Origin of the sequence: Coprococcus sp. AF16-5 (assembly GCF_003479365.1) — a bacterium.
GTDB classification, from domain to species: Bacteria; Bacillota; Clostridia; order Lachnospirales; family Lachnospiraceae; genus Coprococcus; species Coprococcus aceti.
Map to the genome: position 1 here is coordinate 277,267 of NZ_QUGZ01000001.1, position 16,532 is coordinate 293,798.

The 16,532-nt window shown below is 42.8% G+C and carries 17 protein-coding genes, 1 tRNA gene and 1 riboswitch; of the genes, 15 read left to right on the forward strand and 3 right to left on the reverse strand.

The features are described from left to right. Positions 1-8 precede the first annotated feature (8 nt). The 6 genes from DWW70_RS01195 (at position 9) to DWW70_RS01220 (ending at position 4,879) form a co-directional block, all read left to right on the forward strand. A complete protein-coding gene (locus tag DWW70_RS01195) occupies positions 9-1,508 on the forward strand; it encodes an FtsW/RodA/SpoVE family cell cycle protein (protein WP_118017571.1) in 1,500 nt (499 codons plus the stop codon). After that, positions 1,489-2,940, forward strand: coding sequence for a peptidoglycan D,D-transpeptidase FtsI family protein (locus DWW70_RS01200; protein ID WP_071849453.1), 1,452 nt, complete (start codon positions 1,489-1,491; stop codon positions 2,938-2,940). Before DWW70_RS01195 ends, DWW70_RS01200 begins: the two co-directional genes overlap by 20 nt. 121 nt (positions 2,941-3,061) lie before the next feature. Then, complete coding sequence (locus tag DWW70_RS01205; protein ID WP_118649129.1) at positions 3,062-3,514, forward strand: NUDIX hydrolase; 453 nt, start codon at positions 3,062-3,064, stop codon at positions 3,512-3,514. 63 nt (positions 3,515-3,577) lie between these two features. Beyond that, the gene (locus tag DWW70_RS01210) at positions 3,578-4,432 is read left to right on the forward strand and encodes a class B sortase (RefSeq protein ID WP_117548991.1); all 855 of its coding nucleotides are present in this window, start codon (positions 3,578-3,580) and stop codon (positions 4,430-4,432) included. 45 nt (positions 4,433-4,477) lie between these two features. After that, positions 4,478-4,561, forward strand: a tRNA-Leu gene (locus DWW70_RS01215). A gap of 96 nt (positions 4,562-4,657) precedes the next feature. Next, positions 4,658-4,879: a hypothetical protein gene (locus tag DWW70_RS01220; protein ID WP_118649130.1), complete on the forward strand. Its 222-nt coding sequence runs from the start codon at positions 4,658-4,660 to the stop codon at positions 4,877-4,879. Between the two features lie 110 nt (positions 4,880-4,989). Here the strand turns inward: DWW70_RS01220 and sigE are convergent, their stop codons facing one another. After that, positions 4,990-5,727: an RNA polymerase sporulation sigma factor SigE gene (gene sigE, locus DWW70_RS01225; protein ID WP_015534897.1), complete on the reverse strand. Its 738-nt coding sequence runs from the start codon at positions 5,725-5,727 to the stop codon at positions 4,990-4,992. Further along, positions 5,705-6,160 (reverse strand): sigma-E processing peptidase SpoIIGA, encoded by a 456-nt coding sequence (locus DWW70_RS01230; RefSeq protein WP_022216507.1) that lies wholly within the window; start codon positions 6,158-6,160, stop codon positions 5,705-5,707. The genes sigE and DWW70_RS01230 overlap by 23 nt, the downstream gene beginning before the upstream one ends. Positions 6,161-6,452: 292 nt before the next feature. On the opposite strand from DWW70_RS01230, the gene DWW70_RS01235 reads away from it, so the two are divergent. From DWW70_RS01235 to DWW70_RS01245, 3 genes are all read left to right on the forward strand, one after another. After that, a complete protein-coding gene (locus DWW70_RS01235) occupies positions 6,453-8,147 on the forward strand; it encodes a S8 family peptidase (protein ID WP_158547577.1) in 1,695 nt (564 codons plus the stop codon). 101 nt (positions 8,148-8,248) lie between these two features. Further along, positions 8,249-8,941 (forward strand): CDP-alcohol phosphatidyltransferase family protein, encoded by a 693-nt coding sequence (locus DWW70_RS01240; RefSeq protein WP_117548989.1) that lies wholly within the window; start codon positions 8,249-8,251, stop codon positions 8,939-8,941. An 87-nt stretch (positions 8,942-9,028) separates the two neighbouring features. Next, entirely contained in the window at positions 9,029-9,913 is an 885-nt protein-coding gene (locus DWW70_RS01245) for a phosphatidylserine decarboxylase (RefSeq protein ID WP_117548988.1), read from the forward strand. 113 nt (positions 9,914-10,026) lie between these two features. On the opposite strand, the gene DWW70_RS01250 is transcribed toward DWW70_RS01245, so the two are convergent. Beyond that, positions 10,027-10,401: a metal-dependent transcriptional regulator gene (locus tag DWW70_RS01250; protein WP_173794552.1), complete on the reverse strand. Its 375-nt coding sequence runs from the start codon at positions 10,399-10,401 to the stop codon at positions 10,027-10,029. Between the two features lie 267 nt (positions 10,402-10,668). Here DWW70_RS01250 and DWW70_RS01255 point away from each other — a divergent pair, with 267 nt between their 5' ends. From DWW70_RS01255 to DWW70_RS01280, 6 genes are all read left to right on the forward strand, one after another. Next, on the forward strand, positions 10,669-10,878 hold the full coding sequence (locus DWW70_RS01255; protein ID WP_004851067.1) for a FeoA family protein: 210 nt from the start codon (positions 10,669-10,671) through the stop codon (positions 10,876-10,878). A 53-nt stretch (positions 10,879-10,931) separates the two neighbouring features. Beyond that, on the forward strand, positions 10,932-11,153 hold the full coding sequence (locus DWW70_RS01260) for a FeoA family protein (RefSeq protein ID WP_022216503.1): 222 nt from the start codon (positions 10,932-10,934) through the stop codon (positions 11,151-11,153). A 131-nt stretch (positions 11,154-11,284) separates the two neighbouring features. Beyond that, positions 11,285-13,774: a ferrous iron transporter B gene (gene feoB, locus DWW70_RS01265; protein WP_117548987.1), complete on the forward strand. Its 2,490-nt coding sequence runs from the start codon at positions 11,285-11,287 to the stop codon at positions 13,772-13,774. A gap of 172 nt (positions 13,775-13,946) precedes the next feature. Next, positions 13,947-14,102 carry a FeoB-associated Cys-rich membrane protein gene (locus DWW70_RS01270; RefSeq protein WP_004851061.1) on the forward strand — a complete coding sequence of 52 codons (156 nt, stop codon included), beginning with the start codon at positions 13,947-13,949 and terminating at the stop codon, positions 14,100-14,102. Positions 14,103-14,214: 112 nt separating this feature from the next. Beyond that, positions 14,215-14,311, forward strand: a riboswitch (ZMP/ZTP riboswitch). A gap of 112 nt (positions 14,312-14,423) precedes the next feature. Continuing rightward, a complete protein-coding gene (locus DWW70_RS01275; protein WP_022216500.1) occupies positions 14,424-15,137 on the forward strand; it encodes an IMP cyclohydrolase in 714 nt (237 codons plus the stop codon). 35 nt (positions 15,138-15,172) lie between these two features. Further along, positions 15,173-16,351, forward strand: coding sequence for a phosphoribosylaminoimidazolecarboxamide formyltransferase (locus DWW70_RS01280; RefSeq protein ID WP_118649131.1), 1,179 nt, complete (start codon positions 15,173-15,175; stop codon positions 16,349-16,351). Positions 16,352-16,532: the final 181 nt, after the last annotated feature.

Below are 16,532 nucleotides of genomic sequence, written 5' to 3' on the forward strand. Positions count from 1 at the left end.
GTGGAAACATGATAACAATAGTAACGGAGATAGCGAAGTATTTGATCATATTTTTTATGGTTTTATACACCGTAAAATGCTTTACGGTTTTAAAGCCTGTGCCTGCCGATAAGAAACGGCGGGCGCTTAATGTGCAGATATTTTATGTGTTCATGATACACTTTCTTTGCTATCTGACATTATATCTGCATTATGAGAAGAAGAGCATACTTATATTTTATCTGTTGCAGATGATAGTATCCATAACATATATGGTTTCATATCATACCATTTATAAGGGCTCATCGAGACTTATAACGAATAACATGTCATTCCTTCTTCTCATAGGTTATGTCATGCTGACAAGACTTGATTTTGACCTGGCGAAGAAGCAGTTTCTATTTGCCACGATCATGTTGGTGGTGACTGCATTTGTGCCATTGTTTGTGGTCAAGTTCCCGCAGATAAAGAAATGGACTATATTCTATGCGGTGTTTGGTATAGGCTTCCTGTGCACGGTGTTCATCCCGCATGTGGGAGTTGATAAATATGGTTCAAACAACTGGATAAGCATAGGCGGAATATCGATGCAGCCTATGGAGATAGTCAAGATCATATTTGTATTCTTCCTTGCCAGCTCATTTGAAAAGGCAAAGAACTTTAAGGATATGATGAAAACAATCTGTGTAGCAGGACTTTTCATGCTGGTTCTTGTGGCGGAGACGGATCTCGGTGGTGCGGTGATCTTTTTCATGGTATTTGTCATGATGCTGTACCTTGCCACTGGTAAGCACAGCATACTCATAGGCGGAGGCCTCGGAGGTTCGGTTCTTGCTGTGGTTGGATATATGCTTTTGAAGGATCATTTCAGCCATGTCACCATGAGAATCGATGCATGGCTTAACCCGATTGAATATATAGATGGAAGTGGATATCAGGTTGCACAGAGTCTGTTTGCGATAGGCTCGGGCGGATTCGAGGGATCGGGTCTGTGCCAGGGACTTCCGACATCGATACCGGTCGTGTCCAGTGATTTTATATTTGCTGCGATATGTGAGGAGCTTGGAGTTATATTTGGACTCTGCCTGCTTCTTATGTATCTGAGCTGCTTCATATATTTCATCAATATATCGATGAAGATAAGAGATGCTTTTTATAAGAATGTAGCCTTTGGTTTTACAATATGCTTCATATTCCAGATATTCCTGAACGTTGGCGGTGTTGTGAAATTCATACCATCTACGGGTGTGACGCTGCCGCTTGTGAGCTATGGAGTGAGTTCGGTTGTCAGCACACTCATTATATTTGGAATAATTCAGGGTATATGTGTATTAGAGAACAGTGGAGTTGATAAAAATGTCAGACAGGAAAGTATCAGCAGGGAAGAGTGGCCAGAGACCCCAGTCGCGGTCAGGGACCAGTCAAACAGCGGTGAAAAACAACGCAAACAGAAAAAGTCAGTCCAGCGCAAAGCAAAGACAGGATACGACAGGAAAGAGACGAACTCAGATGAATTCTGGGGAGAATAGTGACATTCTTGACAAGAAGACAAATGACAAAAAGAATGTGCCTGTTCTGGTTATAACATATTTTGTTGTCATAATATTTATCTGTATGTTTGCATATATTATCGTGTTTATGGTGAGGGATTCAAGAACATTCATCGCCAATTCATACAATGGGAGACAGTCTCTCTATGCGGAGAAGATAAAGAAGGGAAGCATCATATCCAGCGATGGAAATGTCCTTGCGGAGACATTGACGGATGATGATGGAAATGAGTACAGAAATTATCCATATTCCAATGTGTTCGCACATGTTGTCGGATATGACAGCAACGGACAGGCGGGACTTGAGATGAGCTCCGCGTACTATCTCCTGACATCAAACCAGAACATAATCACGCAGACATACAACAAGCTCAGGAATGAGAAGAGTCTGGGAAACAATGTCATAAGTACACTGAATACCACGCTGCAGAGCACGGCTTACGATGCACTGGGATATAATGACGGCGCTGTTGTGGTCATGGAACCGGATACTGGAAAGATCCTTGCCATGGTCTCAAAGCCTGATTTTGATCCGAACTATATAGACAGTGTGATAGAGGATTCACAGGATTCTGACAGCTCTTATCTGTTGAATCGTGCAACACAGGGTCTGTATCCACCTGGTTCAACCTTCAAGGTACTCACGGCTCTGGAGTATATTCATGAGAACAGCAATTATCAGAAATATTCGTATGAGTGCGAGGGCGAGGATATATTTGACGGAGTACAGATACACTGCTCAGATTATGCGGTTCATGGAACTGTGGATCTGGCGGACTCACTGGCGAAATCTTGTAACACTTCATTTGCCAATATAGGAATGAAGCTCAACAAGCAGTCGTACAAGGATCTGTGTGAGAAGTTCCTGTTTAACAAGGATCTTCCTTATGACGGATATTACAGAAAATCAGTATTCGAGTTAAATGCAACCTCAGATGATTCGGAGATACCGCAGACAGCCATAGGACAGGGCGACACACTTATAACACCTCTGCACAGTGCCATGATCATGAGCACCATAGCAAACGGAGGAGTCATGATGTCCCCATATCTCATCGACAGGATAGAGACATGCGATGGCAATCTTGTAAAGACATTCAAGCCGAACACCTACGGTAAGATCATATCTGCATCTGACGCAAGACTTCTGAAGGATCTGATGCTTGGCGTAACATCATATGGTACGGCATCGGATGCATTTGCAGATTGCTCATATACCATAGCCGGAAAGACAGGTACTGCGGAGTTCAACGACAACATGGATTCACATTCGTGGTTTGTTGGATTCTCAAATGTTGATGATCCGGATATTGTCGTATGTGTCATAGTTGAGAATGCAAGCTCAACTGGAGCTTCAGCAAAGTATATTGCCAGACAGCTCTTTGACGCATACTATAATTATGTGAAATAATTGCACAAAATGATGCGTATGCCCTTAATACGTGATCATATTTACTTTAAAAATAATTTGACATATGATATACTGACTTCAAGTTTTAATTACACACCCGGAAGAAACAGGAGGAATTGCAGTGATAGAAGCAACAAGCTGTGGAGGGGTGGTAATCTTCAGAGGAAAAGTATTGTTGTTGTATAAGAATTACAAGAACAAATACGAAGGATGGGTTCTCCCCAAGGGAACTGTTGAAAAGGGCGAGGAGCACGATGAGACCGCCTTGCGAGAAGTGAAAGAGGAGACAGGTGCAAGCGCATCTATAATCAAATACGTGGGAAAGAGCAATTACACTTTTAACACGGCATTTGATGTGGTAAATAAGGATGTTCATTGGTATCTCATGATGTCTGACAGCTATTACAGCAAGCCACAGAGAGAAGAGTATTTCGTGGATTCCGGTTACTACAAATACCATGAAGCCTACCACCTTCTGAAATTTCCTAACGAGAAGCAGATACTTGAACAGGCATATTCAGAGTATGTTGATCTTAAGAAAAAGAATCTGTGGGGAAACAAGAAGTATTATTAATCAACAAAAGGACTTCTGTATGCAGGTACAGAAGCCTTTTTAGTTTTCTTTTGAGGGTAAGACATGAATAAAAAGAATGCAGGCAGATCAAAACAAAAGAAAAAGAGAACAGCAAAGGATATAGTTCTGGACATACTGCTGGTCGTTTTTTTACTTATAGCAGTTGGGAGCGGTGCGTATCTTGGAAGGTATTATTATATTGCGAAGAATGCGCAGAATAACTTCAATGATCTTAAAGGAATGCTCGATACCGATGGGGATGATACCGAAAAGGTTACGGTGGAGGTCTCGGATAAAAGTAAGGACAATGGCGAGAAGAAGATACTCAAGAAATTCGAGAAGTTATACGAGAAGAACAGTGATATTGCAGGATGGCTCACGATCGATGGCACGACCATAGATTATCCGGTCATGTACACTCCCGATGACAACGATTATTATCTGCATCTGGACTTCGATAAGAACTGGAGTGATCCGGGTACACCGTTCATAGATACGAACTGCAGGCCGTTTGATGACAGAACGGACAATGTTCTCATATACGGACATAACATGAAGTCGGGAATAATGTTCAGAGAGCTGCTTCAGTATGAGGACGAGAGCTTTTATAAGAAGCATAAGAATATCAAGTTTGACACGTTGTATGAGACCGGAACATACGAGGTCATCGGTGCATTCCGATCGGAGATATATCCTGACGATGACACGGAGCACTATCATTATTATGAGTTCTTTAACGCTGCGGATAAGGCGGAATTTGATGAATATATTGATTTTGTCAAGTCAAACACATCATATGACAGCGGTGTTACGGCTGAGTACGGTGATGAACTCATCACACTTTCAACATGCGCTTCACACACTGAGGATGGCAGATTTGTCGTGGTTGCGCGAAGGATAACAGGGGATGATAAGTAGTTGACACTAAATGGGGCATGTGTTAATATAACAAATGTCGCAAGCGCCGGCTTGTCGGAATTGGCAGACGAGGCAGACTCAAAATCTGTTGGTGGCAACATCGTGCGGGTTCAAGTCCCGCAGCCGGCATTATATTGAGCCTGAAACCTGAGTAGAATCAAGGGTTTCAGGCTCTTTTGGTATACGTGGGAATAAGATCTTGAAATGAATGGGCGGTGATATATTATGATGAGTAGAAAGGTAAAACAGCAGGTGAATTCGGCTGTGAATGAGTTGGATATGAATCTGGCGAACAATTACAAGGATCTGGCGCATAAAGCCTTGAAGGAACTTGATGAGCTGGTTACGAAGCTTAATGAGGAGGGGCAGCTCAAGGAAAAGGACTACACCAAACTGAGGGATAAAGTGGATGATTACAAGAGACGTATGGTGGGATATCATCACTGACAGTATGTCAGTATGTCATAATGACATAATATCGTCACTGAAAGATTATGACCGGGAGACTGCAGAACAACGGATGTATGCAGCTTCCCGGTCATATTTGTCTGTGTGTATCAGTATTGCTTCATTATCTCTCTGCGAAGCTTCTTGATTATTCTTTTTTCCAGCCTGGATATGTAGGACTGGGATATTCCCAGGAGATCAGCCACCTCCTTCTGAGTCTTTTCTACCCCACCTATGGTGTTTATTCCATACCGCAGTTCTATGATGGTGCGTTCCTTTTCACAGAGCTTTGATATGGCATTGTCGAGGAGATTGTAGTCTACCTCTGTCTCCAGATCACGGTAGACTACGTCCTCATCCGTTCCCAGAATGTCGGACAGAAGCAGTTCGTTGCCGTCCCAGTCAACATTCAGCGGTTCATCGATGGACACCTCTGTTCTGAGCTTGCTGTTGCGACGGAGAAACATGAGTATCTCATTTTCAATACATCTTGATGCGTAGGTGGCAAGCTTTATGTTTTTGTCATTTTTGAAGGTGTTTATGGCCTTGATGAGACCGATCGTGCCTATGGATATCAAATCCTCAATTCCGACACCCGTGTTGTCAAATTTTTTAGCAATGTATACGACAAGTCGCAGATTTCGCTCTATCAGCATTTTCTTTGCGGAATCCGACTGGTTGTTTGTGAGTTCGTTTATGACCACGGCCTCCTCGTGTGGCTCCAGCGGGGCGGGAAGTACCTCGGTTCCTCCAATATAATATATATCTTTGCCGCTTTTCAGGGAGCGCAGTGAAATATTGCTGGCAACAGTAAATTTGAAGTCGTTACCCCTTATTGTGTTTAACATGTCTTTTGCCTCTTTTCATATAATATTTGCTTAAAAGAATACATTTGTCTGTGTGAAGTATATTAAATGTATTTGGGCTGATACCGATCAGTGGTCTGTGTTCCATGTATGAGCTGTCGATGAACATGTAGTCAATGTCCATGGCGAGCATAAGCTGATTTCCGGAGCATATTGTATTGTAGGGAATTATGTGTATTCCGGCCGGAATGTCATCACGGTAATCATATTCATATATGGAAGACGGTTTTTTGATGTAGTCATCGAGCAGTGGAGTCAGTTCCGGTGGAGCCAGTTCGATGGCTACGGCGTATGTAGTCACGGCGACGTTGCGTCCTGTGAGATTGCATCTTAGCGTGTTACCTGTGTCCAGGTAACCGATAGCATTGGTGATCCTTGAATGTCTGCCTAGTAATACATTTGTCAGAAAGTTCAAATAATTCACTTCTTTTCATGTAGTGCAATTGGAATTATATATGTGGGCTGGTAAGAAAATGGTCGTATTACAATAAATGAAGCATCGATATTTCGATTGAATTTTTAATTTGTTGATGGAAATGTGGTTAAGTTTTTCAATATACGACTATATATTTGAAAAATGTGTATAAATCTGTGGATAATGTGGAAAAGTGCTAAAACATCCTAAAAAGTGCGAAATAAGCAAACAATTTGCGACATAGAGCGATATTTTGTGCAATATAATGATAAAAAATGAGAAATGTATATGTATGGATGACAAAATAAGTCCTGAACTTAAACTTGCCATGGATGCGGATGGTTACATGCCGTACAGTAGTCTTTATCTTGGATATAACGCATCCGATGATTCGTGGATGCTGATAATCAGACATTCCGGTGACATAGATGATCTTGAGGGAGATATTCTGAATAGCTGCGTTTATCTGCTCGGGGGATATGCCATAGTGAACGTGTATTCCTACAATATAAAAAGGCTTCAGGAGGAGCCGAGGGTACTTTATATCGATAAAGCTCAATATTACAGTTATGGTGCGGGTGTCGCCTATGACAGATACGTATCCTGCATAACGGAAAATTTCATGTCGAAGTATGGGCTCACAGGCGAAGGCGTATGTATCGGAATTATAGATAGCGGCGTGAATATCCTCAACCGGGAATTTGCAGATGACGCCGGCTCCAGGATAGTCATGTATTGGAACCAGAATACAGATTATGAAAGGACTTACCCAAACCGCTATGGTCTTGGACGGATATATGATCAAAGTGAGATCGGGCAAATGTATGAGGACAGGCGGCTGCCCGGTGTCATGGGAGAGCAGCACGGCACGGAGGTTGCATCTGTGGCCGCCGGGAGCAATATAGGAGTGGCGGGAAAAGCCCGGATCATTGTCGTTGAACAGTCGCTTGAACGCGCGCTGCCGGACACGATAGGTATAATGATGGGGATAGATCTGCTTGTGAGATACAGCATGGAGACTGGAACTCCGGTAGTGATAAATCTTTCATATGGAAATAACTTTGGAGCCCATGATGGCACGTCGACACTTGAGCTGTTTGTTAATTCTGTGGCCCAGATGGCTAAGGTGTGTGTTGTCACGGGTTCAGGAAATGACGGTGGAAGACAACTGCATACCAGCGGTATGCTTGGAAATGTAAGCTATGCGAGTATTGACATTGCGGTGGCGGCCGGTGTGAAAAACTTTGGCCTGCAGATATGGAAAAACTATATCGACAGCTTCGATGTGCTCGTCTATTCGCCGTCCTACGACCTTGTGGCGTATCTCACGGAGGGACAGATAGTATCCGGGGCGTATTATGGGAGCACGGAGGTGCTTGGGATATTCCAGGGGCCTTCACCTTACAATGTCAAGCAGCTCATATATGTATTTTTCCAGTCTGAGCCCGGGGATATAGAGCAGGGAATATGGCATGTGAGGATTGCACCGAAGAGCATTGCAAATGGGATATTCAATGCGTATCTACCCGGTGACAGTTATGTGACGGGGCAGGTTGCATTTGAGAATCCTTCGGTGTATGGAACCCTCACGATCCCGGGTACGGCATCAAATATAATAACGGTGGCTGCCTATGATCAGGTAAATGCATCCATAACGGGATTTTCTGGCAGGGGTTTTACGTCGGATAATGCCATAAAACCGGATATTGCAGCTCCGGGTGTCGGAGTGACTGTCAGCTATGGTGAGTATGGATACGGAAATGCCGATGGCACATCGCTGGCGGCGGCATTTGTGTCTGGCTGTGCGGCACTTATCATGGAATGGGGGATAGTCCTGGGGAACGATCCATATATGTACGGAGAGAGGGTTAAGGCTCAGCTTATAAGGGGAGCAAAGCCTCTCGGTTCACTGGGCAGTTACCCGAACAGATATACAGGCTGGGGGACCGTGTGTATGGAAAACAGCTTCAAAGGATTAATTGTATGAAAGATTTGCAAAAAGATGTGGTTTTATGTCAAGTAATTGTGTATAATTTAATTCGTACGTGTTTTTGCAAGTATAAAAGAAAAAAACGGGGTATTTCACACATGGTAGGATTTTATAATTATACAGTTATTTTGACATATATGAGCCTGGTGTCATCTATCACAGGCATGTTCTTTACATTTACCGGACACCTTAGCATAGGAATATTGTGTCTTGCACTTTCCGGTCTGTTTGATGCATTTGACGGAAAAGTCGCAAGGAGCAAGAAGGATAGGACTATGGATGAGAAGAGATTTGGTATCCAGATAGATTCTCTCTGTGACCTGGTGAGTTTTGGAGTTTTTCCTGTTGTATTGTGCTGGTATTCAGGAATGAACACGCCGTTTGGAATGGTTATTCTTGCACTGTACTGTCTGGCTGGAATGATAAGACTTGCATACTATAACGTGCTCGAGGAGAAGAAGAACAATGACGATGATGATGCTGAGGTCATAGAGCAGCCGGATGGAAGAAAGTATTTCCATGGAATGCCGATCACCGCAATATCGGTGGGGCTTCCTATAATATACGTTACGTCACCTTTGCTTGGGTCCTCTTTCCCAATTCTGCTTCATGGAATCATGATACTTGCAATGATACTTTTCATAACAGATTTCAGATTCCCTAAGCCAACCACAAGGGAACTTATGGTGATAATTGTCATTGTGGCAGTTGCCGTAGTTTGGCTTATGATAAGATACATGGTCAGACGTCATATCATAACTATTCCTTATTTTATATCCCTTCTATTATAAGTGTATAGGAGCTATGGAAAATAAAAGATATAGAAGTAATTTGGCTATACCGGATATACAGAAGCGATGAAGGATGATGTATAAGATATGATAAAGAACAAATATGCAATATACAAAAGATCAAAACATAATGAGGGTGTATCGACACAGGACAGAGTCCTGCGCCTGTTATATGGCAACAGAGCGGGACGTATGGTGCTGGGATGGCTGATCAGACCAGAGGTGTCAAAGCTTGTGGGAAGATTCATGGACACTGGATTATCCAGAATCATGATCAATCCATTCATTAAGAAAAATGATATTGATATATCTGTGTGTCAGAAGAATGAGTTTGACTCATATAACGATTTCTTCAAGAGAAAGCTGGTGCCGGGAGCAAGGACCATAGATATGACCGATGAAGGTTTTGTGAGTCCATGTGACAGCAGGCTTACGGTATATGATATAGAAGACACAGAACGACAGACTTTCAATATAAAGGATTCAGAGTACACGGTGGCATCCCTCCTCAGGGACAAAAAGCTTGCGAGGCACTACAGAGGTGGAAAATTGTGGCTGTTCAGACTGTGTGTCGATGATTATCACAGATACATATATAACGTGTCTGGAAAGCAGTCTGATGTCAGACGTATAGAAGGCTTATATCACACAGTTAACCCTATAGCCAGTGAATATTACGACATTTACAAAGAAAATACCAGAGAGTATTGTCTTATAAGGACGCAGGATGCGGGAACCATCATTGATATGGAGGTTGGAGCACTTCTGGTTGGTCGTATAGTTAACAGGTATGTGGATTCCACGGATGTCAGAAGAGGAGAGGAAAAGGGCTATTTTGAGTTTGGTGGCTCAACAATCATTCTTCTCATCCAGAAGGACAAAGTCGCTCCTTTAGACAGAATAGTTGAGAATTCTAGAAAAGATATTGAGACCAGAGTCAGACAGGGCGAGCTGGTTGGATATGTACGTTAAGAGCAATATTATATATTCCATATAAAACAGGAACAGCGTATAGCTTGCTATGGAGCTATACGCTGTTCCTGTTTTGTTGTTTATCCAGTCTGTGTCAGAACTTATATTCTATATTATTCATTTATAGAATTCACATGCCTCTTGATGGCCTCAAAAGTCTCCTGGCTTATAACGTGTTCGATCTTGCAGGCATCCTCGGCTGCGGTCTCTTTTGCAACGCCGAGACTTGTGAACCATGAAGACAGAAGCTGGTGCCTCTCATATATCATCTCTGCAATTTTTTTACCGGCTGTTGTGAGAGTTATGTATCCTGAGTCGCTTACTTCTATATAACACATCTCCCTGAGATTCTTCATAGCAACGCTTACACTTGATTTCTTATAGCCAGTCTCGTTGGCAACATCAACGCTTCGGACGACCGGAAGCTTCTGGCTGAGGACGAGAATGGTTTCAAGATAATTCTCTACTGATTCATTCGTGGTCAACATTATTATATATCCCCCTTATATTTAACATTATAAATGTATCTGTATCAATGTAGCAATTATAAATAATATATCATAAATGAATTTTTTATTCAATTTGATAATTGAAATACGAATTTCGACAAATAGGCACTTTTTGTCAATAAAAGAGCCGTGTTTTGTTCGATTAGTCCAAAATGATTAATATTATTGACATCTAATTAATGTTAGTATATACTAACCACGATATGAAAATCAGTGGTTTAAGTTGCTAGTTAAGGAGGTGCAATTATGCCATTAACATTTGCAAAACCGGGAGAAGCCAATGTGATCAAAAAGGTTGGCGGGAGAGAGAAAACACGATTGTTTCTTGAAAAACTGGGCTTTGTTGAAGGTAGTGTTGTAACTGTCGTGGCAGAGAATGCAGGTAATCTTATCGTTAATATCAAAGATTCCCGTGTTGCCATTGATAAAGATATGGCCAGCAAGATACTTGTATAGGTGTGATTATATGTATCTGACTGACGACAAAAGTATGTAAAAGGAGTAAGATCATGAGCACATTAAAAGATGTCAAGGTTGGCAGTACTGTCACTGTCAAGAAGATTGCAGGCGAGGGTCCTGTAAAGAGACGTATCATGGACATGGGCATCACAAAGGGTGTACAGGTTTATGTTCGTAAGGTTGCCCCTCTCGGTGATCCTGTAGAGGTTACTGTAAGAGGCTATGAGTTATCAATACGTAAAGCTGATGCTGAGATCATAGAGGTAGAGTAACAGCTTATTTTTTTGTTCATACGTTAGTATATGCTAACATATGATAGAAAAGGCTAATATGAAGTACGCAGACGCCGTGCGTAAGCACCTTTAAATGCGTCTGCACAATACAATAGGAAAGAGGGTAAACAATGTCAGTAAAGATTGCACTTGCAGGAAATCCTAACTGCGGTAAAACAACATTATTCAATGCTTTAACTGGCGCTAACCAGTACGTAGGTAACTGGCCAGGTGTTACAGTTGAGAAGAAAGAGGGTAAGCTTAAGGGTAACAAGGATGTTATCATAACTGACCTTCCTGGTATCTATTCACTTTCTCCATACACTCTTGAGGAAGTTGTTGCCAGAAATTATCTTATTCAGGAATATCCTGATGCCATCATCAACATTATCGATGGTACTAACATAGAGAGAAACCTTTATCTCTCAACACAGCTTATTGAGCTCGGAATCCCTGTTGTCATGGCTGTCAACATGATGGATCTTGTAAAGAAGAACGGTGATTCCATCAACATCAAGAACCTGAAGGAAGCTCTTGGATGTGAGGTCGTTGAGATCTCAGCTCTCAAGGGTACAGGTATCGATGAGGTTAAAGAGAAAGCTATCGCTGCAGCAAAGTCAAAGTCAGCAAATGCAAGAGTCCACAGCTTTGATGAGGCTGTTGAGACTGCAATCGAGAGCGTAAGCACTAAGCTTGACATGGAGGAGAACAGAAAGAGATTCTTCGCGATCAAGCTCATCGAGAAGGATAGCAAGATCATAGAGCAGATGAAGAATGCTCCAGACTGCTCAGCAGAGATCAAGAAGCTTGAGGATGACTTCGATGATGACACAGAGAGTATCATCACAAGTGAGAGATATTCATATATTTCATCGATCATTGACAAGTGTGTAAAGAAGGCTGCTAAGGGGCAGAAGCTTACAGTATCAGATAAGATCGACCGTGTTGTAACAAACCGTATCCTTGCACTTCCTATATTCGTGCTCATCATGTGGCTCGTATATTATATAGCAATGTCAACAGTAGGTGCATGGTGCACAGACTGGACAAATGATAACCTGTTCGGCGATGGTTTCCATCTCTTCGGAATTGGAAGCTCAGCTTATGAAGATGCATCAGGTGACTATGATGCAGCAACAACAGCACTCGATGCATATGGCGTACTCGTAACAGATGACGAGGATGCAGTTGATGTAGATGCCACAAAGGCAGCCATCGAGGCAAATACAAACACAGAGGCAAGCGTTAAGTATGAGATGGAAGATGAGGAGACACTCGATACATACGATATCGATGTTTACTACTCAGAGGTTCCTGCAAATGCTAATAAAAAGACAACAAACGCAATGTCATATCTTGATGCAGTTGATTACTTCAACGAGACACAGATGGCAGAGATTGATCCTGCTGATTATGGCGTATTTGTTCCTTCAATCCCAGATCTCATCTCTGCAGGACTTGACAAGATTGGATGTGCAGACTGGTTACATGGACTTATCATCGATGGTATTGTAGCCGGTGTTGGTGCTGTACTTGGTTTCGTACCTCAGATGCTCGTACTGTTCATCTTACTTGCAATCCTTGAGTACTGTGGATATATGGCACGTATCGCCTTCATCATGGATCGTATCTTCAGAAAGTTCGGTCTCTCAGGAAAGTCATTCATACCTATCCTTGTAGGTACAGGTTGTGGTGTGCCAGGTATCATGGCTTCACGTACAATTGAGAATGAGAAAGACCGTCGTATGACAGTCATGACAACAACATTTATACCATGTGGTGCTAAGGTTCCATTTATCGCCATGATCGCCGGTGCTATATTCGGTGGTTCATCAATAGTTGCAACAAGTGCTTACTTCATCGGTATTGCAGCAATTATATGTTCTGGTATAATACTTAAAAAGACAAAGATGTTCGCCGGAGATCCATCACCATTCGTTATGGAGCTTCCACCTTATCATATCCCAACAGTAGGTTCTGTACTCAGAAGCATGTGGGAGCGTGGTTGGTCATTCATCAAGAAGGCTGGTACAATAATCACACTTTCAACAATCGCTGTATGGTTCACAACATACTTTGGATTTGTTGATGGTTCATTCCAGATGCTTGATGAGAGCCAGATCGATTACAGTATCCTTGCAAAGATCGGTAATGCGATAGCATGGATCTTCGTTCCACAGGGCTGGGGCAACTGGCAGGCAACTGTAGCATCTATCACAGGTCTTGTTGCCAAGGAGAACATCGTTGGTACAATGGGTATCCTCTACGGTGGTGGAGACGGTACAGTTTACCAGGCACTTGCAGGCGCATTCACAACAGCAAGCGGATTCTCATTCCTTGTATTCAACCTTCTCTGCGCACCATGTTTCGCAGCTATGGGTGCTATCAAGAGAGAGATGAACAGTGCTAAGTGGTTTTGGTTCGCAATCGGATATCAGTGTGGATTTGCTTACCTTGTAGCACTTGTTGTATACAGAATCGCAGGTCTCTTCACAGGAGCTTGTACATTCGGTGTATGGTCAGTAGTAGCAATTGCACTTGTTGTTCTGTTCTTCTTCATGCTGTTCCGTCCGGATCCAAACAAGAAGGTAAAGACAAGCAAGGAGTTCCTCAACGCTTAACTTTTCATAAGGAGGGACCCACGTAAGTGGGAGAAATCCTTCAGAGGAAGCGCGCTGATGTGCGCGTAGGTCATCAAGCTTCGCTTGACGACATATTATGAAGCACGCAGACGCCGCGCGTAAGCGCATTTAAATGCGTCTGCTCCATATAATATAAAAGGAGTGGTGACTTATGTCAGAGTATCTTGGTACAATCATTGTGGCAGCCATAATCGTTCTGATGGTGTTCTTCATTGTCAGAGGTATGGTGAAGGATAGAAAAAAGGGCAAACACATATGTGGTGGCGACTGTTCGAGCTGCCATGGCGGATGCAGTCACAAGCTCTAAATAAAATAATAGTTGTAGTAATATATATGGGGTGCGCTGTAAGTTATGACAACGCACCTTTTTATGTGAGATAACACTTGAAATAACAAAAGATTTACTATATTATAAAAACATGTTGGTACACGACTGGCGGAGACAGCCGATGGGCTGGTAGGAATTACCTACAGGGAGTGTACTGTTAAGACAAGCCGACCGCCTGGGCAAGCAAATATATCAGGACATGTATTTGTGTGCGCAGGTGGCCGGCTTTCTTTTTTAGGATGCTTTGCAGCATAACATCAGCTCACAGGTACGAGAAAACACATGGAGGTACAACAGAAAATGGAAATGTTATCACTTGAGAAGGAACTTAGCGAAAATGCATATCCAGGACGCGGAATCGTTATCGGTGTGTCCGAGGATGGTAAGAAGGCAGTGACAGCTTATTTCATCATGGGAAGAAGCTCAAACAGCCGTAACAGAGTATTTGTGACAGAGGGCGAAGGAATCAGAACAGAGGCGTTTGATCCATCAAAGCTTGAGGATCCAAGCCTTATCATCTATGCACCTGTAAGAGTTCTTGGCAACAAGACTATAGTTACAAATGGCGATCAGACAGACACTATATATGACGGACTTGACGATGAGCTCACATTTGAGCAGTCACTCAGAAGCAGACAGTTTGAGCCTGACGGCCCTAACTACACACCTAGAATCTCAGGTGTCATGCACATAAAGAATGGTGTGTTCGACTATTCAATGTCCATACTTAAGAGCAACAACGGCAACCCTGCTGCAAATAACAGATACACATTCTCATACGAGAACCCTGTAGCCGGTGAGGGACATTTCATTCACACATATATGCACGACGGCAATCCACTCCCAAGCTTTGAGGGTGAGCCAAAGTGGGTTAAGATATCCGGAGATATCGACGAGTTCACAGATAAGGTATGGAACAGCCTCAACGAGGACAACAAGGTGTCACTGTTTGTCAGATATATCGACATCGCAACAGGCGAGTACGAGACAAAGATTGTGAACAAGAACAAGTAGGTAATAACAAGAAAAAATAAAGGAGATATTTGATCATGAACGAGATTCAGTTAAAGTATGGTTGTAACCCAAATCAGAAGCCATCAAGAATATATATGGAGGATGGCAGTGATCTTCCTGTCAAGGTTTTAAACGGCAAGCCTGGATACATCAACTTCCTTGATGCATTTAACGGATGGCAGCTCGTAAAGGAACTCAAGGCGGCAACAGGACTTCCAGCAGCAACATCATTCAAGCATGTTTCACCAGCAGGCGCTGCAGTTGGACTTCCACTTAACGATACACTTGCAAAGATCTACTGGGTAGATGATCTCGGAGAGCTCTCACCACTTGCATGCGCATATGCAAGAGCAAGAGGTGCTGACAGAATGTCATCATTTGGTGATTTCATCGCACTTTCAGATGTATGTGACGCAGACACAGCACGCCTTATCAAGAGAGAGGTATCAGATGGTGTTATCGCTCCTGGATACACAGATGAGGCTATGGAACTTCTCCTTGCAAAGAAGAAGGGAAATTACAACATCATCCAGATAGATGAGAACTATGTTCCTGCTGAGATCGAGAGAAAGCAGGTATACGGTGTTACATTTGAGCAGGGAAGAAATGAGCTCAAGATCGACAAGGATCTTCTGTCAAACTTTGTTACAAAGAACAAGGATCTTCCAGAGCAGGCTGAGATCGATATGAAGATCGCGCTCATAACACTCAAGTATACACAGTCTAACTCTGTATGTTATGTAAAGGGTGGACAGGCTATAGGTATCGGAGCCGGACAGCAGTCAAGAATCCACTGTACAAGACTTGCAGGACAGAAGGCAGACAACTGGTTCCTTCGTCAGTCACCACAGGTTATGGAACTTCAGTTTGTTGACGGACTTGGAAGAGCCGACAGAGACAATGCCATCGACGTATACATGGGTGATGAGTATGAGGACGTTCTTAAGGAAGGCGAGTGGCAGAAGAGATTCAAGGTTAAGCCTGAGGTGTTCACAGCAGAGCAGAAGAAGGCATGGCTTGCGCAGAACACAGATGTTGTCCTTGGATCAGATGCATTCTTCCCATTCTCAGACAATATAGAGAGAGCTCACAAGAGCGGTGTCAAGTACATTGCACAGCCTGGCGGATCAGTTCGTGACGATCTTGTTATCGAGTGTGCTGACAAGTACGATATGGTCATGGTATTTACAGGAATCAGATTATTCCATCACTAATCTGCCAGGCCTGTCGGCGTCAGATATTGTATTTATAGAAGAATTGAGGGCGGTTTTGCTGATGAAAATCAGCAAAGCCGCTTTTTTACTTTATATTATTGTTGGATTGTGCTAATATAAAATGATGTATAAACTGCGGTAGCTATGCCGTGTAATAAAAATACTGTGATTCAAAGGAGAT